We start from the raw sequence: 21,779 nt of genomic DNA on the forward strand, positions 1-21,779 counted from the left end.
TAATCTTGTACCTTTAATCTTGTACGGCGTGCCCCCAAGGAAGCAGAAGTAATTCGCATGTATTACCGTGCTGGTCGATTCTCTCTTGTTGCAACGCTTGTGCTCCTGTTGTCACTCAACGCAGTCTTGCGCGCGCAGACTACTGTGGGCGAGAAGGCAGACCCTCCATGCGCCACTATATCTGGTACATACGAGAATACAGGGCCGATTGTGGACGGGCCGGAGCGTCACAGGCTTCGAACTGGCCTGCATTGGCGCGTATTCGACGGGGCACGACTAGACTTTCCTGGCCTCAACGGGAAGATTGATGCTGTGCGTTTGGAGGCCGTCGATGGGGAGCTGTTGCGAGTCTTCGCGATCGATCGCGATGGAACCAGGGTTGGCCCATACCTTTTAGGTTCCCGCGCACCGTGGCGTTGCATCGATGAGGCGTTCATCAATGAGACCGATGCGCCGCTCGCAGGGGAAGGGAACGCGGGTGATATGCACGAGAAAACGTCTATGTTCGTTGACACATCAGGCAGCTTGGTTTACGAAACCATTACAACGATTCAGCGCCGTACAGCATTTTTGTTGGGTGGCAAGGTCGGCAAAGCCGAGGTGACTCGTCGGGCATTCGTATTTCAACGAATTCGCTGAATCTTCTCCGCCCGGTAGGGTAGGCACGCCGTGCCCACCGCAGGGGGGCAAAGGCGTCAGGTTGATAGAAGATCAATCTCTATTGCTGTATGCCCGCGCCACCGCCGAGTCCACCGGTCGGACTTAGCGTTGCAAATTGTGCGGCGTGGCGACAATTGGGATGCCTGTTTCTTTGGCTAAAGCAGTCACGTCAGCCAACGCCACTTGCCTCGCAAAGCATTGGAAGAGACGTGTTGTGCACTGCGCGGTACGTGCTGATGACCAATCATGTGTACCTGATACTCATGCCACCTTTGGGCAAAGGCTCGAGACGCTTGATCACGGCCCTCAGTCGTTGCTATGTGCAATACGTGCACTTGACGTGCTGTGGGGCGAGCGCACTGATCCCGCTACTTGCCGGTAGAAGGCACCGGAATAACCAGCTTGCCCTCATGCTCGGCGATGAACGACTCGCTGCTGCCGGAGGAGCTGCCGTTGGCGGATTTGGTTGTGGTCTTTAGGATGAGCTTTTTGATTGGCTTCAGTGTCATCTTCATCGGGCGGCCGTCTGGCGATTTGGCGTCCTCAAGGCGCTTGAGGTCTTCGGCGTCGAGATCGGCCAGGGTGATCGACATGATGGTGGCACCAAAGTCTGCAGTCAGCAGCATCTTGTAGAAGTCGAGCGCCATCGGGTCAGCGCCCTTGCTATAGAGCAGGGCATGCAGCGCTTTGGCATCCTTCTTCTCGAACGCGCCGCGGTAGGCGTCGACGAAGGCCTTTTCCTGCGCCGGACTGGCGGCGAAGGCGGTGGCAGCAACCAGCGCTGAGACGGTGGCGAGCAGGGCGATGAACTTCCTCATGGCGATGCCGTCCGCTCAGGAAAGCGCAATCGCGTCGATCCGATCAACGCGCAGGATGATGCGGCCGAATTGCTGGTTGCGCACTTCGATCGTGTTGCCATCAATGCGTTTAACGAATACGCAGTTGATGACCTGACCGCCCATGTAGATGGACATTCCCTTCTTCTGGGCCAGACTGGTGTTGAGGATTTCCTCGACTGCCGCGGCGTTGAGCGCACCACCCGACTGAGCGAGGGCTGGCAGCGCAACAGTGCCGACCGCGAGAGTGGCGGCGACGGCAACCAGCCTTGCAACACGGCGAACCGGGCTGTGACGATGGAAGCTGGAATTCATGTGGGTCTCCTGAACAGGAAAATGGGTGGTCACTGGCAGACAACCGCCCGGTGACCGTGGCTATCCTGCATAGACGGATTCAAGCCTTCCGCAGCGTCATGTCCAGTAATTGCGTGCGGCTGCACTCTGCTGGCCACGACTGGTTCCCTAGGGAAATTACTCCCCGTACGGCACCCAGATGTTTTTGATCTGCGTGGCGCGTTGCAGGAATTCCCGCCCTTGTGCCGTAGTGGATCGCCAGTCACGAGCGCCGGCGACCTCTACCCAGGTGGCTTTCAGGTTGCCGCTGGAGGCGCGCTCGACCATGCTGCCGCCCTCGGCGCCGCCAAAGTACCAGAGCGCGGCCACGTCGTCGTGCTCCGCCAGTGTCTTCGCGAGCACATCCCGCTCGCCGGTGACGATGTTGAACACACCGCCGGGAACGTCGCTGGTTTCAAGCACCTGGTACAGGTCGGTGGCGATCAGCGCGTGTGCTGCAGACGGCACGGCGACCGCGCGGTTGCCCATCGCGATCGCCGGCATTGTCAGCGAAATCAGCGAGAGCAGCGGCGCTTCATCCGGGCAGACAATGCCCACCACGCCCCAGGGCTCAGGCATGGCCAGCGTCACGTTGCGGCTGCGAGTAGGGTGTACCGCGCCATCGAACTTGTCGGCGTGTGCGGCGTAGAACATGATGCGGGCGACGGTCTGGGCGACTTCCTCACTTGCCCGAGTGATGGAGCCGCCGCACAGTGCTTGCAGGCGTGCGGCGAATTCTTCACTGCGCTGCTCCAGGTTCTCCGCCAGGAAGAACAGCACCTGCGCCCGATTGTGGGCGGTGTAGCCGGACCAGCCACTGGCCCCATGCGCGGCTTCAACGGCGTTGCGGATGTCCTTGCGGTTGCCAAGCCCGGCTTGGCCGAGTGGCTTGCCATTGGCGCCGAACACCGTGTAGCTGTTGCCGCCGTCGGGACGGGATTGTTTGCCGCCGACATAGAGCTTGGCGGTGCGGTCAAGCTCCGGCGTGTTGCCTCGCGCAGCCGTTGTGGTGGCCACCGGTGACGCGCCGAGGCGGGCCGTAGCGGCGGCAGGCTTGCGGGAAACCGCCGACGACACCGGCTTCAAGTATTCGTAAAGCCCTTCACGACCGCCTTCGCGACCAAAGCCGCTCTCGCGGTAGCCACCGAAGCCAGCGGCGGCGTCGAACAGATTGGTCGAATTGATCCACACCACGCCGGCCTTGATGCGGGCAGCGGCGTCCAGCGCCACATTGATGTTCTCCGACCAGACCGAAGCCGCCAGTCCGTAGCGGGTGTTATTGGCCAGCGCGATGGCTTCGTCATGCGTGCGGAACGTGGTGCTGACCAGTACTGGTCCGAAGATTTCCTCCTGCGCGATGGTGGCGGCCGGGCTGACCCCTGTGAACAGCGTTGGCGGAAAGTAGAAGCCCTTGCCGGGCACCGCACCGTCCGGTTGCCAGCATTCGCAGCCTTCGGCACGACCTTGTTCAACCAGGCGACCGATGCGCTGCAACTGCACCGACGACACGACGGCGCCGATGTCGGTGGACTTGTCGAGCGGGTCCCCCACGCGCAGTTTGCCGGCGCGCGCTTTGAGTTTGGCATGAAAGCGGTCGGCGACCGACTCCTGCACCAGCAGTCGCGAGCCCGCACAGCAGACTTGGCCCTGGTTGAACCAGATGGCGTCGACCACGCCTTCGACGGCGCTATCGAGATCGGCATCGTCGAACACGATGAAGGGTGATTTGCCGCCCAGCTCGAGCGAAAGCTTCTTGCCGCTGCCTGCTGTGGTCTGGCGGATGATACGGCCGACCTCGGTAGAGCCGGTGAAGGCGATCTTGTCGATGTCGTCGTGATTGACGATCAGCGCGCCAGTGCTGCCATCGCCGGTGACGATGTTGACCACGCCAGGCGGCAGCCCGGCTTCGGCGCAAAGTTCGGCAAAGGCCAGCGCCGTCAGCGGTGTGTCTTCCGCAGGTTTGAGCACCACCGTATTGCCGGCGGCGAGAGCCGGTGCAACCTTCCACGCCAACATCAGCAGCGGAAAGTTCCACGGGATGATCTGGCCGCAAACGCCGACGGATGTGTAGCCGGGGTATTCGCTGGCGAGCAGGTCGGCCCAGCCGGCATGGTGATAGAAGTGCCGTGCCGCCAGCGGGATGTCGATATCGCGAGACTCGCGGATGGGCTTGCCGTTATCCATCGACTCAAGCACCGAGAAGAAGCGCTCGCGCTTCTGCAGCAGGCGGGCGAGGGCGTACAGGTAGCGCGCGCGGGCATTGCCGGGCAGCGCGGACCAGCCTTTGTACGCACGTCGCGCAGCGGTCACGGCGGCATCAACCTCTGTCTCGCCGCCCAAAGCGATAGTGGCGAGCTCACCGCCATTCGCCGGGTTCACGACGGCGATCTGTTGCGCAGATTTCTTCGGCGGCGTGGTGAACTTGCCGTCAATGAAGTGGCCGAAACGGCGATGGTTCTGGTCGAGCCAGCGCGTCACATGCTCGTTGCCTTCCGGTGCGACGCCGTAGTCCATGGTGTTCAGAATGTCGGTGATTTTGGGCATGATGGCGGCCTGGTCAGGCAACAGCGTGACGGTGGCCGGTCGAGTAGCGGCCGGTCACGAAGTGTTCGATCTGGCGCTCGATGTCGCCCAGCATGGAACTGGCGCCGAAGCGGAAGAGATCGGGTTGCAGCCAGCGATTGCCCATTTCCTCCTTCATCAGCGTGAACCAGGCGAGCGCGTCTTTCGCGCTCTTGAGCCCGCCCGCCGGCTTGAAACCGATCAGATGGCCGGTCGCTTCGCCGTAATCACGGAGCGCGCGGACCATGGTCAGACCGACTGGCAGGGTGGCGTTGACCGGCTCCTTGCCCGTCGAGGTCTTGATGAAATCGGCGCCGGCCATCATTGCCACCCAACTGGCGCGATAGACGCTGCGCAGACTTGCCAGCTCCCCCGTCGCGAGGATCGCCTTCATGTGCGCGTCTCCGCAGGCCTCGCGCATCGCGACAATTTCGTCGTAGAGCTGCTGCCAGTCGCCGCGAAAGACCAGCGCGCGACTGATCACGATGTCGATTTCGTCCGCACCTTCTTCCACCGCGTAGCGGATCTCGGCAAGGCGCAGCTTGAGCGGCATCAGCCCGGCCGGAAAGCCGGTCGCTACGGAGGCGACGGGAATGCCGCTGCCCGCCAGCGAGCGCACGGCAGGCGCCACCATCGTCGGGTACACGCAGACCGCGCCGACGGTGGGCATGGCCGGTAGTCCCAATGCGTCCACCAGATCGGCCCGCAGCGGTGCGCGCGCCTTGGCGCACAGACGCGCCACGCGGTCAGGGGTGTCGTCGCCCGACAGCGTGGTGAGGTCGATGCAGGTGATGGCCTTGACCAGCCAGGCGGCCTGCCATTCCTTCTTGACCGAGCGGCGGGTGGTGAGCGTCGAGGCGCGGCGCTCGACAGCACTCAGATTGACGCGGGCGCCTTCGATCCGGTCGAGATCGAGTGGCATGCCGGGATTGCGCGGGAATGTCGCTGCTGGAGATGTGCTTACGGCTGAATTGGTCATACAAATGTTACAAAATTAACATTTGTTGGAAAGAATACTAGATTCCCCGGTCGGGTTCAAGACCATTGCTGTTGACGCTTTGAGATGCCCTTGACCGGCTGGTGATGGCGATGAAGGCCGGCCGGTGCGGCGGATTGCGCCGGAATTACGACGACAGACTTGCCGGCGCCTTGCCTAGCTCGCGGAAGCAACGGTCAATCGGCCTGCCAGCGGCTTATGGCCTGCCACGTCGGGCGTCACGCCGTCATCGGTAATGATCTGGTCAAACTCGTCAACGCGGGCGAAAAACGCGGGCTTGACCTGGCCGAACTTGGATGCGTCGACCAGCAGAACCTTCTGTACGCTGCGCGCCATCGCTGCCTGTTTGACCGGCGCCTCGTGAAACTGCACGCAGCTCGCGCCGCGCAGCAGATCTACGCCCGCTGCGGAGATGAAAGCCTTGTTGATGCCGAGCCGGCCGAGCTGGGCCAACGATTCTTCGCTGCTGAAACTGGCCGAAGAGGAGTGCCAAAGTCCTCCGAGAAGAATAACTCGCAAGTCATTGTTTTTGCAAAGAATATTGGCAACGTTCAAGGAGTAGCAGATGACCGTGGCGCGGATGCCTTGCGGGATGCGGGCGGCGAGGTGCGGGGTGGTCGAGCCGCAATCGATGAACACCGTATCGCCATCCTCGATGAGGGCGGCTGCGCGCTGGCAGATGGCGATCTTGGCGGCTGTGTGGCTCTGTTCTTCGTCGCTGAGGGCGTACTGAGCGACATTGCCGTTGACCAGTCCGCCGGCAGGCAGCAGGTGCCCGCCTAGATAGGCGATCAGGTCGGCGCGGGTGGCGATGTCGCGGCGGACGGTCATCTCGGACACGCCGAGCAACGCGGCCGCGTCGCGCAGGTGTAGCGGCCCACGCTCCGCGAGGACGCGGGCGAGCGTGCTCATGCGTTGCGTGCGACGCGGGATCGCGCCTGCCGCCGCGCTCAACGCAGCGCCAGAGCCGGCACGGATCGCGGCACCCTGTCGAGAACGTGGCGAGGCGGCTTTCATGACATCTCGGCAATCAGCTTTTTCGTCAATATCGCATTCTTAATGGGCTTGAAAGGCAGAAAGACAAAAAGTCGACTTCTCATCGTTTTGCGCTTTGAGCCCAGCACGGACGCCATTTTAACGAAAAGATGATCAGAGGATTGAGTCACTTTTGTGCAACGCAAATTGACAGCCGGATGGTCCTATGTGATTATCCTAACAAATCTGTATTGACCTGAAAAGTTGTAAGGGAGGTTCGCATGAGTTTCATTCACCACGCCGCCAACGGGTTCCGCCGACTGGCGAGCGCCGGTCTGCTGGCAGGCGCCATGGCCGCGTCGTTCGGGACGGCCAACGCCGCGGAAACGCTCAACGTTTATTCGATCTGGCCGGAGAACTGGGCGCGGCCGATGCTGCAGGAGTTCGAGAAGCAGAGCGGCGTCAAGGTCAACTTCCTGCGCTTTTCGTCCGGTGAGGCACTGGCGCGATTGATTGCCGAGAAGGGCAATCCGAAGGTCGACGTGCTGTTCGGCGGCCCGGTCGAAACCTTCGGCGCTGGCGTGAAAGAGGGCATCTTCGAGGCTTACAAACCCGCGGCTTTCGCTGCGTTGCCTGCTCGCTTCAAGCACGAGGGCGGCATGTGGACGGCCATCGCCGACGACCCGCTGGTGTTCATGACCAACAAGAAGTTCCTCACCGACAACAAGCTTGCCGCGCCTACCTCGTGGAACGACTGGCTGAACCCGGCCTACGCCAACATGCTGCAGATGGCCGATGCGCGCACGTCCGGCACCGCAGTCACCCGCATCTTCTCGGTGCTGGAGGTCTACGGCCGCGACGAAACCAAGGCCTTCGACTTCATGAAGAAGATGGGCAAGAGCATCCAGACCTACACCAAGAGCGGCGGCGGCGGCACGCTGCCGGTGGGGCTTGGCCAGGCGGCGGGTGGCATCTTCTTCATCGTCGACGCGCTCGATACCAAGGCCAAAGGCTACGACGTCGAGATCAGTTTCCCGAAAGAGGGCATCGGCGCTGCCGCCGAAGGCATCGCCATGGTCAAGGGGGCCAAGAACCCTGAAGCCGCGAAGAAGCTGATTGATTGGGCCACCAGCCCGGCGATGCAGTCACTCTATGCGCCGAACAAGATCAACTTTGTGCCGGCACACCCACAGGTGAAGACCGAGGCCTCGCTAGCGGCGATTCTAAAGAACGCCAAGATCATCCCGATTGACGATGAGTACGCCGGCAACAACCGCAAGCGCATTGTTGACCGCTGGGTGGCTGAGGTGCTGAACGCCAAGTAGATGTGAATTTGAGTCGGCGTGGCTGAAGCTCGCTGGTTCCCCTCCCCCTTGAGGGGGGAGGGGCCAGGGGAGAGGGTGACGGTGGGTCAGACGCGTCGACCGACCTGTTGCTCCGCTACCCCCTCTCCCCAACCCCTCCCCCACGAGGGGGGAGGGGCTCAAACGTTGCTCCGATGACAGCAGACTTCCCGACATCCGTCGCCACCCAAAAGCGCGACCCGTTCATCGCTGGCATCGTGCTGGTGCTCTGGGTGCTGCTCGGCATCTTCGTGCTGTATCCGTTGGCACGGCTCTTCGGTCGGGCGTTTTTCGACGATGGCGCGTTCGTGTTGCAGCCGTTTCTGGACGTCGTCGGCAATCCAAACCACCGCAAGGCATTCCTGAACAGTCTGCTGCTGGCGCTGGCGGTTGGCGTGGGTGGCACCGCACTGGGATTCCTGTTCGCCTTCACCGCCGTGCGCGCCGGACTCAGCAAGCGGGTGATGGGCTTCATCGATACAGCCACGCTGCTGCCGCTGATCTCGCCGCCGTTCACCATCTCGGTAGCGATCCTGTTCTCGTTTGGTGCCCGCGGGCTGATCACCTACGATCTGCTCGGCATCAAGGGCTTTGTCGTCTACGGCTTCATGAGCACGGCGGCGGCGGAGATCATCACCTACTTCCCGCTTGCCTATCTGACGCTGCGGCCGATCCTCGCCAGCATCGACCCCAATATCGAGAACGCCGCCTTCAGCATGGGCGCCACGCGCTGGCGGGTATTTCGCACCATGACGCTGCCGCTGGCGCTGCCCGGTATTGCCAACGCCTTCCTGCTGCTGTTCGCCTGTTCGTTGGCGGATTTCGCTACGCCGCTGATCCTGTCGGGCAATGGCTTCCCGGTGCTGCCGACCGAAGCCTTCCTGCAGATCACTGGCCAGTTTGATCTGCGCGGCGGGGCGCTGCTGTCGATCCTGCTGCTGGTGCCGGCGGCGATTGTTTTCTTCCTGCAGCGCTACTGGCTGGCGGGCCGCAGTTTCGTCACCGTGAGTGGCAAAGCCGGATCGAAGAGCAGCGTCGAAATCCTCACGCCGGGCATGCGCTACATGCTGTTCGCCGCCTGCGGTGTGGTGGCGGCGGCGGTGGCCTACTTCTATCTGGTGCTGCTGTTCGCCTCGCTGGTGGTGGCCTTCGGCGCCAATCACTCGCTGACCTTCAAGCACTATCACGTGATCTTCACCGAAGGCATCCCGGCGATCCGCGACACGCTGATCATCGCGGCGATTGGCATGCCGCTCGGTGGACTGTACGGTGTGCTGGTGGGCTATCTGGTTGCGCGCAAGCAGTTCATCGGGCGCCGCACACTGGAGCTGGTGTCGATGATCAACTACGCACTGCCCGGCACCATCGTTGGCATCGCCTATCTGCTGGCCTTCAACGAAAAACCGCTGGAGCTGACCGGCACCGCGACCATCATCATCGCCTGCTACATCTTCCGCTACAGCCCGACCGGCATCCGCGCGACGGTCGCACTGTTGCACCAGATCGACAAGAGCCTCGAAGAGGCCTCGGAAAGCCTCGGCGCCAGCAGCTTCACCACCTTCCGCCGCATCACGCTGCCGCTGATCATGCCGGCGTTCTTCTCGGGGCTCGGCGTGGTGTTCATCCGTTCGATGACGGCGATCAGCGCGACGATCTTTCTCATCTCGATCAACTGGACGCTGGTGACCGTGCGCATCCTGGAGAACATGACCGAGCTCTCGCTCGGGCCGGCGGCGGCATTCTCGGTGTTCGTCGTGGTGGTGGTTTACGTGGTGCTCTGGGTCATCGGCAAGCTGCTCGCACGCTTCCGCACGGGCGAGGGCGGGCGCGTGGAAAGCATTCTTGGAGGTTAATGGCGTGTCAGATGCCACAACAACGCAAGTCACGTCGGCGCACACGCCGGTACCGATCCGGCTCGATGCCGTGTCAAAAGGGTTTCACCATGCCGTGAAGGGTGAAATCTTCGCGGTGAAGGATGTGTCGATCAACGTGCAGCCGGGCGAGCTGCTCACGCTGCTGGGCCCGTCCGGGTGCGGCAAGACGACGACGCTGCGCATGATTGCCGGCTTCGAGCAGCCGACGCGCGGCCATGTGTACATCGGCGAGCACAACGTGACCGGTTTGCGCGCGAGCGAACGCAACATCGGCTTCGTGTTCCAGAACTACGCCATCTTCCCGCATCTCTCGGTGTTCGAGAACGTGGCCTACGGCCTGCGGGTCCAGCAGAAGCCGGACGAGGAGATCAAGCGCGCCGTGAACGACGTGCTTGGCGTGGTGGGGCTGACTGGCTACGGACAGCAGCAGCCACACCAGCTCTCGGGCGGCGAGCAGCAGCGGGTGGCGCTGGCACGTGCGATTGTGTTCCGGCCACGGATTCTTTTGTTCGACGAACCGCTGTCGAATCTCGATGCCAAGCTGCGCATCCAGATGCGAAGTGAAATCAAGGACTTGCAGAAACGCCTCGGCATCACCACGGTCTACGTGACGCACGATCAGGAAGAGGCGATGGCCATCTCCGATCGCATCGCAGTGATGGAAAAGGGCGTGCTGGTGCAGGTGGAAACCGCGGAAGACCTGTACGACTATCCGTGCAACGAGTTCGTCGCCCGTTTCATCGGCCGCGCCAATTTGCTGCCCGCGACGTTACTTGACGGTGCCAGCGGCAGTGCGGCTATCGAAGTTTTGGGGCAGACGCTGGGTGCCCATGCGGCACCGGCAGGTGCCAAAGCTGGTGACGCCGTGCGGGTGATGATCCGTCCGGAACGGGTGGGTCTTGCACGGGCTGGCAACGGCGCGGCCGGCATCGCCGGCAAGGTGGTCAGCCGCACCTTTCTTGGCGAGAAGACCGAGTACCACGTTGCGATTGGCGATCAGCTCATACAGGCCAGTCTGTTCGGTCAAGGCCGCGGCGATGCCTTTTCTGCAGGCGAAGCGGTGCAGGTGCTGTTCCCGGCGGAACAGAATCACGTGATTGCTGGATCATGAAAAAACTGCTTCAACGTCACTGGTGCCTGTATGGCGCAGCGCTGATCGCCGTCGCCGGATTGGGGCTGGGTATCAACCTGGCTGCGGCGCAAGGCGATGGCAAGGCGGTGGCGCTGCACGGTGCCGACGCGGTGTTTGCCGCAGGCGACGTGGCGGTGGTCTGGGCGGTGCTCAAACAGCCGACCGCAGACAAGCCGGACCGCGCGGCGGTGTGGCTGCGGGTAGTCAACACCGGGCGCAAGTTCAGCCATGTCGCCATTGACGGCGTCGATCCCTTCAGCAAGAAGCGTGAACGGGTGGAGAAGGGCGTAACGCTTGGGGCGGAGGCGCGCATTGAGTCCGACCGCGACAGCTTTGCCGATTTCACCAGCCGCGAAATCCACTTCTACCGGAGCGAGGCCGACTGGCGCGCCGACAAACCGGCGGTGACGGTGTACTACCTCGGTGTGCCCGACACGACACCGGAATTCGCCAGCCGAGACGCGATGGACCGTTACCTGAGCACGGCGAAACTGGTGTCGCACCACCCGACGGAACTGAAGAAGTAGTCGCGCGGCTCGCCTGCGATCAAGACCAATCAAGGCGCGGCAGAATCCCGAGCAGATCGAGCGGCTTGCCAATCTCGTGATGCGCGCCCCAACTACGGGCGTGCCCGATGTCCGGCACGTAGCCGTAGGTAGCAAGAACGGGCTTCATGCCGGCGGCGAGGCTCGCGCGCATGTCGCTCTCGCCATCGCCGACGAACCAGCAGTCGGTTGCCTCAATCTCGGCATCGCGCGCGGCCAGCAGCAGCGGCGCCGGGTGCGGCTTCGGTGTTGGTGTGCTGTCACCGCACACCACGGCGGCTGGCGTGAAGGCACGGTCGCGCAGCAATTCGTGAATCATCGGCTCGGCCAGCCGCGAATTCTTGTTGGTCACGATGCCCCAGATCAGGCCGCGGCGTTCCAGCGCGATCAGCAGCTCCAGCACGCCATCGAAGAGGTGGGTGTGGTCCAGCTTGCGGCGGTCGTAGATAGCCAGAAAGCGTTTGCGCTGCGCGTCGTAGTCCGGGTCGTCGGGTGTCAGGCCGAGCCCGGCTTTCAGCAGGCTGCGGGCACCATAGGTGGCATACGGCCGCAGCGACTCGAGCGGAAGCGCGGGCATGCCATCCTCGACGCGCATGTCGTTGACAGCACCAGCGAGGTCCGGCGCACTGTCGACGAGGGTGCCGTCGAAATCAAAAAAAACGGCGCGGGGCAAACTCATGGCCATTGGGCAGTGCCGGCGCAACGGGTAATCGGAAACATCAAAAGGCAATCAACTTTATTCAGGAATGGCGAACGATCAGGGCTCCAGGCGCGAAATGATCAATAGTCGACTTTTCATCGAAATACCGGTTGAGCCCAGATTGGTCAAGGCTTCCAGCAAAAAGCCAATACGGCACGCTAAGACGATGGCGAGCAATGAAGTGCCGCGATTTTGACTGAAAGAGCGTCAAATACCGCAGCGTTGCTCCATGAGGTCACCGTTGTGGCAGCAGCGGCGAACGGCAGCCACTGCCAGGCGACGTGCTCGCGCGGGGCCAGCGTCGGTGTCAGCGTGGACGGCAGGCGCAACGCGAAACAGCGCTCTCGGTTGTGCGTGATGCCCGGCGGGTAGCGGTACCGCCAGCGCGGATAGATGCAGTAGACGCTCTCGTAGTCGAGGTCAATCAAGCCGCCGAAATCGGCCGCACGAAAGCCGGTTTCCTCATCGACCTCGCGGGCAGCTGTCTCGGCAAACGATTCGCCTTCGTCCTGCGATCCGGTGACCGATTGCCAGAAGCCGGGATAGTCAGCGCGCTCAATCAGCAGCGTCTGGCCGTCGTCAGTGAAGATGACGACTAGAACCGAACGGGGGATTTTCATTGGCTGTGGATCGGGGATTTTTGGGCGCTACCGCCACCAACGCGAGGCGTCGATGATTGCATGGAGTGGCGAGTCGTCGTGATCGTCCGAGTTTCGTGCAATCAGGCAGTTGCGTCCCCACAAGGCTAAAAACACTGCGACGATCCAGAACCACCAGAAGGCCCGGCCCGGCCAACGCAGAAAAGCGAACAGGCCGATGACGACCAGAATCGCAGCGGCCGCGAAGCAAAAAAGCGCAAAGCCCCGCACCGGAACGAGCGCTCAGGCAAGCACCACGCGGAACACGCGATCTTTCTCGCCCCACCAGATACAGGCTTCGTCGAGGATATCGAGCAGCGTTGTCCAGTCATCGCCGAAGCGCTTGTCGCCCCCCTTGCTGTCGAGTAGCAGCGCAGTGATCGAGGCGCCTGGTGGCCCTTTTGCCCAGCCGTCATCCATCAGGCAATCGGCGAGGGCGTCCCAGTTATGCCCGAAATGGCGGGGCAGCTTGAGCCCGGCGGCGAGCGCCTCCAGCAGGGCTTTCTTCGAACGGACGCCTTTTAGGTCAACCTTGAGGACGGTCTCGGCGCGGAAATCATGCACGGCGTTTTTCATGGCAACCCCTCGGTGTTCTGCGTACGGTACGGGTTAACGGACGATGCACTTGAACGACTGGTAGTGGTCGTCGCTGTAGTAGCAAGGCTCCGTCGCGCGCTGGTCGCCACCGCAAACAATGCGTCGCGCGCCGCGATTGCGCGCGCCCGGCGTACGCACGGTGTATTCGTGGTAGTAGCCGCGTGGAGCTTTGGGCAGAATCCGCTCGCGGTTGCCGAAGACGACACCATCCCGACCATGTGGAAACGGGCCGCCGGAGGCGATCAGTGCCAGGGTGTCCCGTCCCTGTTTTGGCAGCTCGGCGACCGTGATGCTCTGGCCCAACGCGCAGGCACCCCGGGCAGCAACAGGGGCCGACAGAAGCGACAGACAGGCGAGCAAGGTCGCCGCTGCAAGTCCAAATCGTGATGAGCCTGATCGCATGACAACCCCCGCGCAAACTGAACAGGGCACCGATAAAAGTCGCAGATCGGAGCCGAACGATACGAAGCGTAACCTACTGGCCAGCCTTCCAGCTGCGGTACTCGATCTTGATGCAGTGGTTCTGCACAACCGCAATGCCAGCGTCGCGTGCGATCTGCGCAGCTTCTTCGTTCATCACCCCAATCTGCATCCACAGCACCTTCGGCTTCAGCGACATGGCCGCGACAGCGCGGGCCACCTCGACCATCTCTTCGCTGCGACGGAAGCAATCCACGATATCCACCGGCACCGCAATTTCACTCAAGGCGCCGACGCACGGCTCTCCAAGGATGCTTTGTCCGGCAGCACGCGGATTCACCGGGATGATGCGGAAGCCGGCCCGCTGCATCACTTGCGCCACCTCGAAGCTTGGGCGGCTCGGGTTGTCGGACAGACCAACCACGGCAATCGTTTTCGCGGTGGTGAAGAGATCGTCGTAGCTGACTTCAGACATAGTGCAATGAACCCGCAGCTGATCGTTAGCGAACGCGGCGGAACGACGAGATGCTGTCGTTCATGCCGGGTGGCATTTCGTTGTACTGGCCTGGGCCGAGCGTGAGGCAGCGGCCACGGTAATTTGAATCCTCGCAGAATTGCCAGGTGCCGAAGCTGATGAAGATCGACGAGGTGGCATCGTTGAGGCCACTTGACCCAAGATCGGCAACATCACCCGTGGCGCGCACCGTGCGGCCGTTGAAATTGCTGTGTTCATAGAGCCACACCGGATGGCGGCTGCGCCCGGCGCCCTGGTCCATCACCACATAGGCGCCGCCGCCCGGTACCAGGCCGTTCCAGCTCGGCTCGCCCACGCGGCGCAGCGACGAAATCGAGCGATCAAGCTGTGGCGGCAGACGGCGGTAGTCGCCCGGCCCGAACACCATGCAGCTGCCACCGAAATCACGATCTTCGCAGGCCTCCCAGTTGCCGCCGAACACGCGCATCGACTGGATGCGGTCATTGAAACCACTGTTGCGCAGGTTGTCGATGTCGTTGTCCAGCGTCATCGCGGCGCCGGTGAAATTGGGGTTGGTGAATACCTCAACACGGACGCGATCATTGTTCCATGCCGGTGGCGGTGCAACCGGCGGCGGCGCGACCGCAATCGGTGGAACCGCTGGCAGCGGCGTCGGACGACCGCCATCGACGACGCGCACACTGACGATGCGGTAGTTCAGCTGCGAGCCCAGATCGTTGTATTGCCCGGGTGGCAGTGCCTGGCAACGGCCGCCGAAGTTGTAATCGGTACAGACCTCCCAGGTGCCGCCGGTAACAATGGCGGACGCAGCGGTGAACCGGCTGCCGGCGTCGATATCAGCAATGCTCTGCTCGTAGGTCATGGTGCGGCCACGGAAGCCAGTGCGATCATAGAGCTGGATTCGGGCGGGCGCGTAGCCGACGCCGGCCGACGCATAGGTGACATCGCGAAGCGACATGACCGTGTCGCCGTAGCGGCCACCCAGTTCACGGTAGTCGCCGGGCGACAGGCGGCGGCAGTCACCGGTGAAGTTGGCGCCGGTGCAGGCTTCCCACACGCCGGTCGCAACCCGCAGCGAACGCGCAGCGCCGATGGGCAGATTGGCCTCGGACCGCGAGATGCGCGCAAAGGCGCCAGTGAAATCGCGCCCGCTGTAAAGCCAGACGTCGGAAGCGGCGGCAACGCCGGATGACAGCGCAGCAAGCAGCAAGGCCCCCACGGCAATTTTGGGCGCACCGCCGAAAGCGTGTCGGGTGCGGCTGGAAATGTTCATACGGCGTCCTCCTGCGAGTAATTGAGGCCTGGCCGCGATGCATTGACGCGAAGCGGACGGCCGGGGCACATCGATGCCCAACGCTGATTAGAATCGGCGCGTTGACAGTCGATCTTTCACTGGTAGCGTAGCGCAAATATCGCCACCAGCCACCACCAAAACTCTGAATGCTGGCGTTTCTTCTCCGTCGACTGACGCAATCACTGCTGGTGCTGCTGGCGATGAGCGTGCTGGTATTCGTCGGCGTCTACCTGATCGGCAACCCGGTTGACATCCTGATCAGCAGTCAGGCCGATCAGACCGAGCGCGATCGTGCGATCGTTGCACTGGGGCTCGACAAACCGCTGTGGGCACAGTACGGCAATTTCGTTCTTGGCGCCATAACTGGCGATCTCGGGCGCAGCTTTGCGCATGGCGTGCCAGCGCTGGAACTGATACTCAACCGCATGCCGGCGACGCTGGAGCTGGCCTTCGTAGCAATGCTGCTCGCTGTTGGCATTGGTATCCCGCTCGGCCTGATCGCGGGCCTGAGACCGAATGGTGTCATTGGCAAGACCATCATGGCCGGTTCAATTCTTGGCTTCAGTTTGCCGACCTTTTGGGTGGGGCTGATGCTGATCATGCTTTTCGCGGTGTTTCTCGGCTGGTTGCCGTCAAACGGACGTGGCGAAACGCGGGAGATATTTGGCGTTGGCTGGAGCTTTCTCACAGCAGATGGCTGGGCCCATCTAATCCTGCCGGCGGTGAATCTGGCGTTATTCAAACTGTCGCTGCTGATCCGGCTGACGCGCGCCGGTGTGCGTGAGGCGCTGGCGATGGACTACGTGAAGTTCGCCCGCGCCAAGGGGCTGTCGGCGTCGCGCATCGTCGGGGTGCATGTGCTGAAGAACATCATGATCCCCATCGTCACCGTGATCGGGCTTGAGTTCGGTTCGGTGGTTGCCTTTGCGGTGGTGACCGAAAGCGTGTTTGCCTGGCCCGGTATGGGCAAGTTGCTGATTGACTCAATCAATGTGCTGGACCGACCGGTGATCGTGGCCTATCTGTTGATCATCGTGAGTCTCTTTGTGTTCATCAACCTGCTGGTGGACCTGGCTTACTCCGCGCTCGACCCGCGCGTGCGGCTTGGCGATGCGGGAGCGCATTGATGGCCAATGCAGTGCAGGCCGGCAATTCACTATGGCGCGAAAAGGCCGGTGAATTTGCGGCCGACCGCATGGCGATGTTCGGTCTGGTGCTGTTTGTGCTGATCGTGCTGGCGGCGCTGGGGGCACCATGGCTGTCGCCGCAGAACCCCTACGACCTGTCGCAGCTGGACGTGCTTGATGCGCGTCTGCCGCCGGGTAGCGCGGCGGCGGATGGCGGGCACTATCTGCTCGGCAGCGACGAGCAGGGGCGCGATCTGCTGTCGGCGATCCTCTACGGGTTGCGTATCAGTCTCGGTGTCGGCGTGGTTTCAACCCTGATTGCCGTGACGCTGGGCCTGCTGATCGGCCTGCTGGCCGCCTACAAAGGGGGGCGCTGGGACAGTGTGATCATGCGCGTGGTCGACATCCAGTTGTCGTTCCCGGCCATCCTGATCGCACTGATTTTGCTTGCGGTCCTCGGTCAGGGCATCGGCAAGATCATCGCGGCGCTGGTCACCGTGCAATGGGCGTACTACGCACGAACCGTGCGCGGTGCGGCGCTTGCCGAGAAAAACAAGGATTACATTGCCGCCGCACAGGGGCTCGGCTTGTCAGCTGGACGCATTGTGCTGCGTCATTTACTGCCAAACTGCCTGCCGCCGCTGATCGTGGTGGCGTCGGTGCAAGTGGCGCATGCGATAGCACTAGAGGCAACCTTGTCGTTTCTTGGGCTGGGTTTGCCGATTACGGAGCCATCGCTCGGGTTATTGATTGCCAACGGTTACCAATATCTGCTCTCCGGCAAGTATTGGGTCAGCTTCTTCCCCGGCGTTGCGCTGTTGCTCACCATCGTCAGCATCAATCTCGTCGCCGATCAGCTTCGGGATGTGCTGAATCCGAGGCTCGCGAAATGACCGCACCGCTGCTTGAGGTACGCGGCCTGCAGACCTGGTTCGCCAGCAAGGCCGGCGAAGTCCGTGCCGTCGATGGCGTCGATCTCGCCGTCGGCGCTGGCGAAGTGCTCGGGTTGGTTGGTGAGTCCGGGTCCGGCAAGTCGGTGACCGGCTTTTCGATCATGGGGCTGGTTGATGCGCCGGGTCGCGTCGTTGCCGGCGAAATCCGCTTCGCTGGTCGCTCGCTGGTGGGGCTCGCCGAGCGGGAGTGGCGAGCGCTACGCGGGCGCGACATTGCGATGATCTTCCAGGATCCGATGTTGACCCTGAATCCGGTGCTGCGCATCGACACGCAAATCATCGAGGCGATTCGCGCCCATGCTGACGTCAGCGCCGCGCGCGCCCGGGAGTGGGCACAGCAGGCGCTGGCCGAAGTAGGCATTCCATCGCCTGGCGAGCGGATGCTGGCGTATCCGCACCAGTTTTCCGGTGGCATGCGGCAGCGGGTAGCGATCGCCATTGCCTTGCTGCATGGCCCGAAGCTGCTGATTGCCGATGAACCGACCACGGCGCTTGACGTGACGATCCAGGGGCAAATCCTCGCCCAGGTGCAGGCGCTGGCCGCCAGCCGTGGGACTGCCGTCATCTGGATCACGCATGACCTGTCGGTGGTGAGCGGTCTTGCCGACCGCATCGCGGTGATGTACGGCGGCCGCATTGTCGAAGAGGGGCCGACGACGGCGGTGCTCGGCTCGCCGGCGCACCCGTACACGCGAGCCTTGCTGCGCTCGCTGCCGTCGCAAAACCAACCAGGTCAGCCTCTGGCCCAGATTCCCGGCACACCGCCGCAGCTGATCGGCCAACGCCTTGGGTGCGCCTTTGCGCCGCGTTGCGCAGAAGCAGGCGGGCGTTGCGGCGTGGACGATCCGGCGCCGCATCGCGTTCAGGCGCGTATGGCGCGCTGTCACTTCGCATTCGAAGCGGCGGCGGAGCAGCAAGCATGACTGGCAACAGCGCTGCTTCAGGCTCGGCGCCCATTCTTCGCGTTGAGGGCATTTCCAAGCGCTTCGTCAAGCCGCTTGGCTGGGCGGAGCGATTGGCAAATCGGCTGGGCGCGAACCACCGCGAGACTGTGGTCCAGGCGCTTGATGACGTCTCACTGGACGTTGCCCACGGTGAGGTGCTGGGCATTGTTGGCGAATCGGGATGCGGCAAGAGCACGTTGGGGCGCATCATCGCCGGGTTGATGCCGCCGAGCAGTGGCAGGGTCATCTTTTCAGCGCCCGACTTGGGAGGCGCTGCCGCGTCGGCGGTTAGTGCCGGGGCTCGGGGTGGGGCGCGACTCGCCCGGCAAATGATCTTTCAGGACCCGTCGGCGTCACTGAATCCTCGCATGCGGGTCGTCGGCCAGGTGGGCGAAGCTGCGGTTGCCCATGGATTGGTCACCGCAACGGACATGCGGGGCTACGTCCTCACTTTGCTGCGACAGGTCGGACTGGATGACTCGGCGCTCGACCGCTACCCGCATCAGTTTTCTGGTGGACAGCGGGCACGGATCGGTATCGCGCGCGCGCTGGCGGTGAAACCGGAGCTGCTGGTCTGCGACGAGTCAGTGGCGGCCCTCGATGTGTCGGTTCAGGCGCAAGTTCTGAATCTGTTTGCTGAACTCAGACGGGCGCTGGGTCTGACCTATGTTTTCATCAGTCACGACCTTGGCGTCGTGCGACATTTGAGTGATCGGGTGGCCGTGATGTACCTCGGTCGTGTGGTGGAAATCGGACCGGCGGCCAAGATTTTCTCGGCGCCACGACATCCTTACACGCAGGCATTGCTGGCTGCGATGCCTCGAGTACAGACTGGGAGGCAACACTTCGCCGCGATCCGCGGCGAAGTGGCGTCGCCGGTCAACCCTCCCGGCGGATGTCACTTTCACCCTCGCTGCCCACGAGCTGAAGCCCGCTGTGCAGTCGAAACGCCGGTCGTTGCCGAGCGCGAAGGCGTGCGGGTAATGTGTCACTTTTCCTGATTTCTGAACTTTTCTGAAACAACAAGATGGCGACTATGGGCTTGCGAAATCGTTGGGTAATTGGCAACTGGAAGATGAACGGCTCGCTTGCGGGCAACGCAGCGCTGCTTGGCGCGGTTGCGGCGGCTCCATCCAGCGTTGGAAAACTGGGCGTATGTGTGCCCTTTCCCTTTCTTGGGCAAGCCCAGTCGGCACTGGCTGGCGGCGCCGCAGTGTGGGGCGGGCAGGACGTCAGTGAGCACGCTTCAGGGGCATACACGGGCCAGGTGAGTGCGGCAATGCTGGTTGAGTTCGGTGCATCGCTCGTGCTCGTGGGGCACTCGGAGCGGCGGCAGTACAACGCGGAAACCAGCGATCTGGTCGCTCGCAAGGCTTCGGCAGCACTGAACGCCGGGGTTACTCCGGTCATTTGCGTGGGCGAAACGCTGGCGGAGCGTGAGGACGGCCACGCCGAGGCGGTGGTGGGTCAGCAACTCTCAGCCTGCAGGGAGGTGTTGCTACGAGCACAGGGTGCAGCAATCCTGGCTTATGAACCGGTGTGGGCGATTGGCACCGGCAAGACGGCCACCCCGGCGGAGGCGCAGGCCATGCATGCCTTCATCAGGGCTACGCTGCGGGTGCTGGGAGCGGAGGCTGAGGCCACCAGCATCCTCTATGGCGGCAGCGTCAAGGCAGGCAACGCTCGCGAGTTGTTCTCCCAGGCCGACATTGATGGCGGCCTGATCGGTGGTGCCTCACTGGTGGCAGCTGACTTTCTGGCGATCGCGGCGGCACTTTGATCACCTTTTCCGCCGGCAATCGGCAGTGCGCGGTGGTCTGGTTTGACTGGTCATGAAGTGCCACTCTGCCGCAGTGCAATATGTATAATGGCTGGCTATGGAATTTGTTCTTCTCGCAGTTCACGTCGTCGCAGCAGCTGCCATTCTGGTGCTGGTGCTTTTGCAGCATGGCAAAGGTGCAGACATGGGCGCAGCGTTCGGCAGCGGCTCGGCAGGTAGCGTATTTGGCGCAGCTGGCTCGGCTAACTTTCTCAGCCGTGCCACTGGCGTCGCCGCTACCGTATTTTTTGCCACCAGCGTTGCGTTGACCTACGTCGGCGCACATCGGTCGAATACCAGTGGTGGCGTGATGCAGGGTGTAACTGGCGAACCGGCAAAGACGGAGCAGAGCGCTCCGGCGCCGGTAGCCCCGGCCGCACCTAAGTCCGATATTCCGAAATAGTTGAAGCTTTACGGTTTCTTGATAAATCGTAAGGCCCGTGTATAGCCGTCGTGGTGAAATTGGTAGACACGCTATCTTGAGGGGGTAGTGGCGAAAGCTGTGCGAGTTCGAGTCTCGCCGACGGCACCAACAACAGCAGTCCTGGCAACGCTTCGCCAGGCACAAGGAGGCGGGGCAACTAAGTGTTCCGCCTTTTTTTTGGGGATTTTTGAGTCATGTCGCTAGAAACCTACGTCCCGATCCTGATGTTCATGATCGTGGGCCTTGCGTTTGGTTGCGTTCTGCTCATCGCCGGCTGGTTGGTCTCGCCAGCGCGGCCCGACCCCGACAAGCTCGCTCCCTACGAATGTGGATTCGAGGCATTCGAAGACGCCCGCATGCGTTTCGATGTGCGCTACTACCTCGTCGCGATCCTGTTCATTCTGTTTGATCTCGAAATTGCTTTCCTTTTCCCGTGGGCGGTGGCGCTCAAGGAAATCGGCTTCGTGGGCTTTCTTTCCATGATGGTGTTCCTCGGCATTCTGACCGTCGGGTTCATCTACGAATGGAAAAAAGGCGCCCTCGATTGGGAATGATTGAACGCGAACTTTCGTATTTGGTTTGACCGCGCATTAGCGCGCAGTGGAGTGTATTGAGTCATGAGCCTTGAAGGCGTCCTCGAGAAGGGGTTTGTCACGACGAGCCTGGATACGCTCATCAACTGGTCGCGTAATGGGTCAATGTGGCCGATGACTTTCGGTCTTGCCTGCTGCGCCGTAGAGATGATGCATGCTGGTGCAGCGCGTTACGATCTCGATCGCTTCGGAATTGTGTTTCGTCCTAGTCCGCGTCAGTCGGACGTGATGATCGTCGCTGGAACTCTGTGCAACAAGATGGCGCCCGCCTTGCGCAAGGTCTATGACCAGATGGCCGAACCGCGCTGGGTGATTTCCATGGGCTCATGCGCCAACGGAGGCGGCTACTACCACTACAGCTACTCCGTGGTTCGTGGTTGCGACCGCATCGTTCCGGTGGACGTATACGTGCCTGGCTGCCCGCCCACGTCCGAAGCCTTGATCTACGGCATCCTGCAACTGCAGAACAAGATTCGCCGCACCAACACCATCGCCCGGACCTGAACCGGGGCTCGAT

The 21,779-nt window shown here is 62.2% G+C and carries 24 protein-coding genes and 1 tRNA gene; 14 read left to right on the forward strand and 11 right to left on the reverse strand.

The window, feature by feature from the left end:
• Window positions 1-57 precede the first annotated feature (57 nt).
• On the forward strand, window positions 58-639 hold the full coding sequence (locus FKL89_RS10085) for a hypothetical protein (RefSeq protein WP_156862632.1): 582 nt from the start codon (window positions 58-60) through the stop codon (window positions 637-639).
• 389 nt (window positions 640-1,028) lie between these two features.
• Here FKL89_RS10085 and FKL89_RS10090 read toward each other — a convergent pair whose 3' ends face one another.
• From FKL89_RS10090 to FKL89_RS10110, 5 genes are all read right to left on the reverse strand, one after another.
• Window positions 1,029-1,478: a hypothetical protein gene (locus FKL89_RS10090; protein WP_156862633.1), complete on the reverse strand. Its 450-nt coding sequence runs from the start codon at window positions 1,476-1,478 to the stop codon at window positions 1,029-1,031.
• A gap of 15 nt (window positions 1,479-1,493) precedes the next feature.
• Window positions 1,494-1,811: a hypothetical protein gene (locus tag FKL89_RS10095; protein ID WP_156862634.1), complete on the reverse strand. Its 318-nt coding sequence runs from the start codon at window positions 1,809-1,811 to the stop codon at window positions 1,494-1,496.
• A gap of 156 nt (window positions 1,812-1,967) precedes the next feature.
• Window positions 1,968-4,373, reverse strand: coding sequence for an aldehyde dehydrogenase family protein (locus FKL89_RS10100; protein WP_156862635.1), 2,406 nt, complete (start codon window positions 4,371-4,373; stop codon window positions 1,968-1,970).
• A 13-nt stretch (window positions 4,374-4,386) separates the two neighbouring features.
• Window positions 4,387-5,370, reverse strand: a complete 984-nt coding sequence (gene deoC / locus FKL89_RS10105; RefSeq protein WP_156862636.1) for a deoxyribose-phosphate aldolase — start codon at window positions 5,368-5,370, stop codon at window positions 4,387-4,389.
• A 174-nt stretch (window positions 5,371-5,544) separates the two neighbouring features.
• The gene (locus FKL89_RS10110) at window positions 5,545-6,300 is read right to left on the reverse strand and encodes a DeoR/GlpR family DNA-binding transcription regulator (protein ID WP_238363573.1); all 756 of its coding nucleotides are present in this window, start codon (window positions 6,298-6,300) and stop codon (window positions 5,545-5,547) included.
• Window positions 6,301-6,644: 344 nt separating this feature from the next.
• Between FKL89_RS10110 and FKL89_RS10115 the strand changes: the two genes are divergently transcribed.
• From FKL89_RS10115 to FKL89_RS10130, 4 genes are all read left to right on the forward strand, one after another.
• The gene (locus FKL89_RS10115) at window positions 6,645-7,688 is read left to right on the forward strand and encodes an ABC transporter substrate-binding protein (protein ID WP_238363574.1); all 1,044 of its coding nucleotides are present in this window, start codon (window positions 6,645-6,647) and stop codon (window positions 7,686-7,688) included.
• A gap of 173 nt (window positions 7,689-7,861) precedes the next feature.
• On the forward strand, window positions 7,862-9,559 hold the full coding sequence (locus tag FKL89_RS10120; RefSeq protein WP_156862638.1) for an ABC transporter permease: 1,698 nt from the start codon (window positions 7,862-7,864) through the stop codon (window positions 9,557-9,559).
• Between the two features lie 4 nt (window positions 9,560-9,563).
• A complete protein-coding gene (locus FKL89_RS10125) occupies window positions 9,564-10,691 on the forward strand; it encodes an ABC transporter ATP-binding protein (protein ID WP_162527482.1) in 1,128 nt (375 codons plus the stop codon).
• Window positions 10,688-11,239 carry a hypothetical protein gene (locus FKL89_RS10130; RefSeq protein WP_156862640.1) on the forward strand — a complete coding sequence of 184 codons (552 nt, stop codon included), beginning with the start codon at window positions 10,688-10,690 and terminating at the stop codon, window positions 11,237-11,239. The genes FKL89_RS10125 and FKL89_RS10130 overlap by 4 nt, the downstream gene beginning before the upstream one ends.
• Before the next feature lie 19 nt (window positions 11,240-11,258).
• Here FKL89_RS10130 and FKL89_RS10135 read toward each other — a convergent pair whose 3' ends face one another.
• The 6 genes from FKL89_RS10135 to FKL89_RS10160 all read right to left on the reverse strand — a co-directional run bounded on the left by FKL89_RS10135 (window position 11,259) and on the right by FKL89_RS10160 (window position 15,381).
• Complete coding sequence (locus FKL89_RS10135; protein WP_156862641.1) at window positions 11,259-11,936, reverse strand: HAD family hydrolase; 678 nt, start codon at window positions 11,934-11,936, stop codon at window positions 11,259-11,261.
• Between the two features lie 179 nt (window positions 11,937-12,115).
• A complete protein-coding gene (gene nudB / locus FKL89_RS10140) occupies window positions 12,116-12,577 on the reverse strand; it encodes a dihydroneopterin triphosphate diphosphatase (RefSeq protein ID WP_156862642.1) in 462 nt (153 codons plus the stop codon).
• A 261-nt stretch (window positions 12,578-12,838) separates the two neighbouring features.
• Window positions 12,839-13,171, reverse strand: coding sequence for a barstar family protein (locus FKL89_RS10145; RefSeq protein ID WP_156862643.1), 333 nt, complete (start codon window positions 13,169-13,171; stop codon window positions 12,839-12,841).
• Between the two features lie 33 nt (window positions 13,172-13,204).
• Window positions 13,205-13,594 (reverse strand): ribonuclease, encoded by a 390-nt coding sequence (locus tag FKL89_RS10150; protein WP_156862644.1) that lies wholly within the window; start codon window positions 13,592-13,594, stop codon window positions 13,205-13,207.
• A 73-nt stretch (window positions 13,595-13,667) separates the two neighbouring features.
• Window positions 13,668-14,087: a CoA-binding protein gene (locus FKL89_RS10155; protein ID WP_156862645.1), complete on the reverse strand. Its 420-nt coding sequence runs from the start codon at window positions 14,085-14,087 to the stop codon at window positions 13,668-13,670.
• A 25-nt stretch (window positions 14,088-14,112) separates the two neighbouring features.
• Window positions 14,113-15,381: a beta/gamma crystallin-related protein gene (locus FKL89_RS10160; protein WP_156862646.1), complete on the reverse strand. Its 1,269-nt coding sequence runs from the start codon at window positions 15,379-15,381 to the stop codon at window positions 14,113-14,115.
• Window positions 15,382-15,548: 167 nt separating this feature from the next.
• Between FKL89_RS10160 and FKL89_RS10165 the strand changes: the two genes are divergently transcribed.
• The 9 genes from FKL89_RS10165 to FKL89_RS10205 all read left to right on the forward strand — a co-directional run bounded on the left by FKL89_RS10165 (window position 15,549) and on the right by FKL89_RS10205 (window position 21,766).
• Window positions 15,549-16,529 (forward strand): ABC transporter permease, encoded by a 981-nt coding sequence (locus tag FKL89_RS10165; protein WP_156862647.1) that lies wholly within the window; start codon window positions 15,549-15,551, stop codon window positions 16,527-16,529.
• Window positions 16,529-17,422 (forward strand): ABC transporter permease, encoded by an 894-nt coding sequence (locus FKL89_RS10170; protein ID WP_156862648.1) that lies wholly within the window; start codon window positions 16,529-16,531, stop codon window positions 17,420-17,422. Before FKL89_RS10165 ends, FKL89_RS10170 begins: the two co-directional genes overlap by 1 nt.
• Window positions 17,419-18,405, forward strand: coding sequence for an ABC transporter ATP-binding protein (locus FKL89_RS10175; RefSeq protein WP_156862649.1), 987 nt, complete (start codon window positions 17,419-17,421; stop codon window positions 18,403-18,405). The genes FKL89_RS10170 and FKL89_RS10175 overlap by 4 nt, the downstream gene beginning before the upstream one ends.
• Window positions 18,402-19,427, forward strand: a complete 1,026-nt coding sequence (locus FKL89_RS10180) for an ABC transporter ATP-binding protein (RefSeq protein ID WP_156862650.1) — start codon at window positions 18,402-18,404, stop codon at window positions 19,425-19,427. Before FKL89_RS10175 ends, FKL89_RS10180 begins: the two co-directional genes overlap by 4 nt.
• 35 nt (window positions 19,428-19,462) lie before the next feature.
• Complete coding sequence (gene tpiA, locus FKL89_RS10185) at window positions 19,463-20,206, forward strand: triose-phosphate isomerase (RefSeq protein ID WP_162527615.1); 744 nt, start codon at window positions 19,463-19,465, stop codon at window positions 20,204-20,206.
• Between the two features lie 97 nt (window positions 20,207-20,303).
• Entirely contained in the window at window positions 20,304-20,648 is a 345-nt protein-coding gene (secG, locus tag FKL89_RS10190) for a preprotein translocase subunit SecG (RefSeq protein ID WP_156862652.1), read from the forward strand.
• Between the two features lie 44 nt (window positions 20,649-20,692).
• Window positions 20,693-20,777: transfer RNA gene (locus tag FKL89_RS10195), tRNA-Leu, on the forward strand.
• 86 nt (window positions 20,778-20,863) lie between these two features.
• Window positions 20,864-21,223 (forward strand): NADH-quinone oxidoreductase subunit A, encoded by a 360-nt coding sequence (locus FKL89_RS10200; protein ID WP_156862653.1) that lies wholly within the window; start codon window positions 20,864-20,866, stop codon window positions 21,221-21,223.
• A gap of 63 nt (window positions 21,224-21,286) precedes the next feature.
• Window positions 21,287-21,766: a NuoB/complex I 20 kDa subunit family protein gene (locus FKL89_RS10205; RefSeq protein WP_156862654.1), complete on the forward strand. Its 480-nt coding sequence runs from the start codon at window positions 21,287-21,289 to the stop codon at window positions 21,764-21,766.
• The last annotated feature ends 13 nt before the right edge of the window (window positions 21,767-21,779 follow it).

This window comes from Casimicrobium huifangae (assembly GCF_009746125.1).
Taxonomy (GTDB): Bacteria; Pseudomonadota; Gammaproteobacteria; order Burkholderiales; family Casimicrobiaceae; genus Casimicrobium; species Casimicrobium huifangae.

Coding starts and splice junctions, on each gene's coding strand:
- FKL89_RS10200 (WP_156862653.1), top strand. CDS start 20,864: ATGTCGCTAGAAACCTACGTCCCGATCCTGATGTTCATGATCGTGGGC.
- FKL89_RS10135 (WP_156862641.1), bottom strand. CDS start 11,936: ATGAGTTTGCCCCGCGCCGTTTTTTTTGATTTCGACGGCACCCTCGTC.
- FKL89_RS10095 (WP_156862634.1), bottom strand. CDS start 1,811: ATGAATTCCAGCTTCCATCGTCACAGCCCGGTTCGCCGTGTTGCAAGG.
- FKL89_RS10175 (WP_156862649.1), top strand. CDS start 17,419: ATGACCGCACCGCTGCTTGAGGTACGCGGCCTGCAGACCTGGTTCGCC.
- FKL89_RS10155 (WP_156862645.1), bottom strand. CDS start 14,087: ATGTCTGAAGTCAGCTACGACGATCTCTTCACCACCGCGAAAACGATT.
- FKL89_RS10090 (WP_156862633.1), bottom strand. CDS start 1,478: ATGAGGAAGTTCATCGCCCTGCTCGCCACCGTCTCAGCGCTGGTTGCT.
- FKL89_RS10115 (WP_238363574.1), top strand. CDS start 6,645: ATGAGTTTCATTCACCACGCCGCCAACGGGTTCCGCCGACTGGCGAGC.
- FKL89_RS10120 (WP_156862638.1), top strand. CDS start 7,862: ATGACAGCAGACTTCCCGACATCCGTCGCCACCCAAAAGCGCGACCCG.
- FKL89_RS10085 (WP_156862632.1), top strand. CDS start 58: ATGTATTACCGTGCTGGTCGATTCTCTCTTGTTGCAACGCTTGTGCTC.
- FKL89_RS10160 (WP_156862646.1), bottom strand. CDS start 15,381: ATGAACATTTCCAGCCGCACCCGACACGCTTTCGGCGGTGCGCCCAAA.
- FKL89_RS10170 (WP_156862648.1), top strand. CDS start 16,529: ATGGCCAATGCAGTGCAGGCCGGCAATTCACTATGGCGCGAAAAGGCC.
- FKL89_RS10205 (WP_156862654.1), top strand. CDS start 21,287: ATGAGCCTTGAAGGCGTCCTCGAGAAGGGGTTTGTCACGACGAGCCTG.
- nudB (WP_156862642.1), bottom strand. CDS start 12,577: ATGAAAATCCCCCGTTCGGTTCTAGTCGTCATCTTCACTGACGACGGC.
- secG (WP_156862652.1), top strand. CDS start 20,304: ATGGAATTTGTTCTTCTCGCAGTTCACGTCGTCGCAGCAGCTGCCATT.
- FKL89_RS10150 (WP_156862644.1), bottom strand. CDS start 13,594: ATGCGATCAGGCTCATCACGATTTGGACTTGCAGCGGCGACCTTGCTC.
- FKL89_RS10130 (WP_156862640.1), top strand. CDS start 10,688: ATGAAAAAACTGCTTCAACGTCACTGGTGCCTGTATGGCGCAGCGCTG.
- FKL89_RS10165 (WP_156862647.1), top strand. CDS start 15,549: ATGCTGGCGTTTCTTCTCCGTCGACTGACGCAATCACTGCTGGTGCTG.
- FKL89_RS10110 (WP_238363573.1), bottom strand. CDS start 6,300: ATGAGCACGCTCGCCCGCGTCCTCGCGGAGCGTGGGCCGCTACACCTG.
- deoC (WP_156862636.1), bottom strand. CDS start 5,370: ATGACCAATTCAGCCGTAAGCACATCTCCAGCAGCGACATTCCCGCGC.
- tpiA (WP_162527615.1), top strand. CDS start 19,463: ATGGGCTTGCGAAATCGTTGGGTAATTGGCAACTGGAAGATGAACGGC.
- FKL89_RS10145 (WP_156862643.1), bottom strand. CDS start 13,171: ATGAAAAACGCCGTGCATGATTTCCGCGCCGAGACCGTCCTCAAGGTT.
- FKL89_RS10100 (WP_156862635.1), bottom strand. CDS start 4,373: ATGCCCAAAATCACCGACATTCTGAACACCATGGACTACGGCGTCGCA.
- FKL89_RS10180 (WP_156862650.1), top strand. CDS start 18,402: ATGACTGGCAACAGCGCTGCTTCAGGCTCGGCGCCCATTCTTCGCGTT.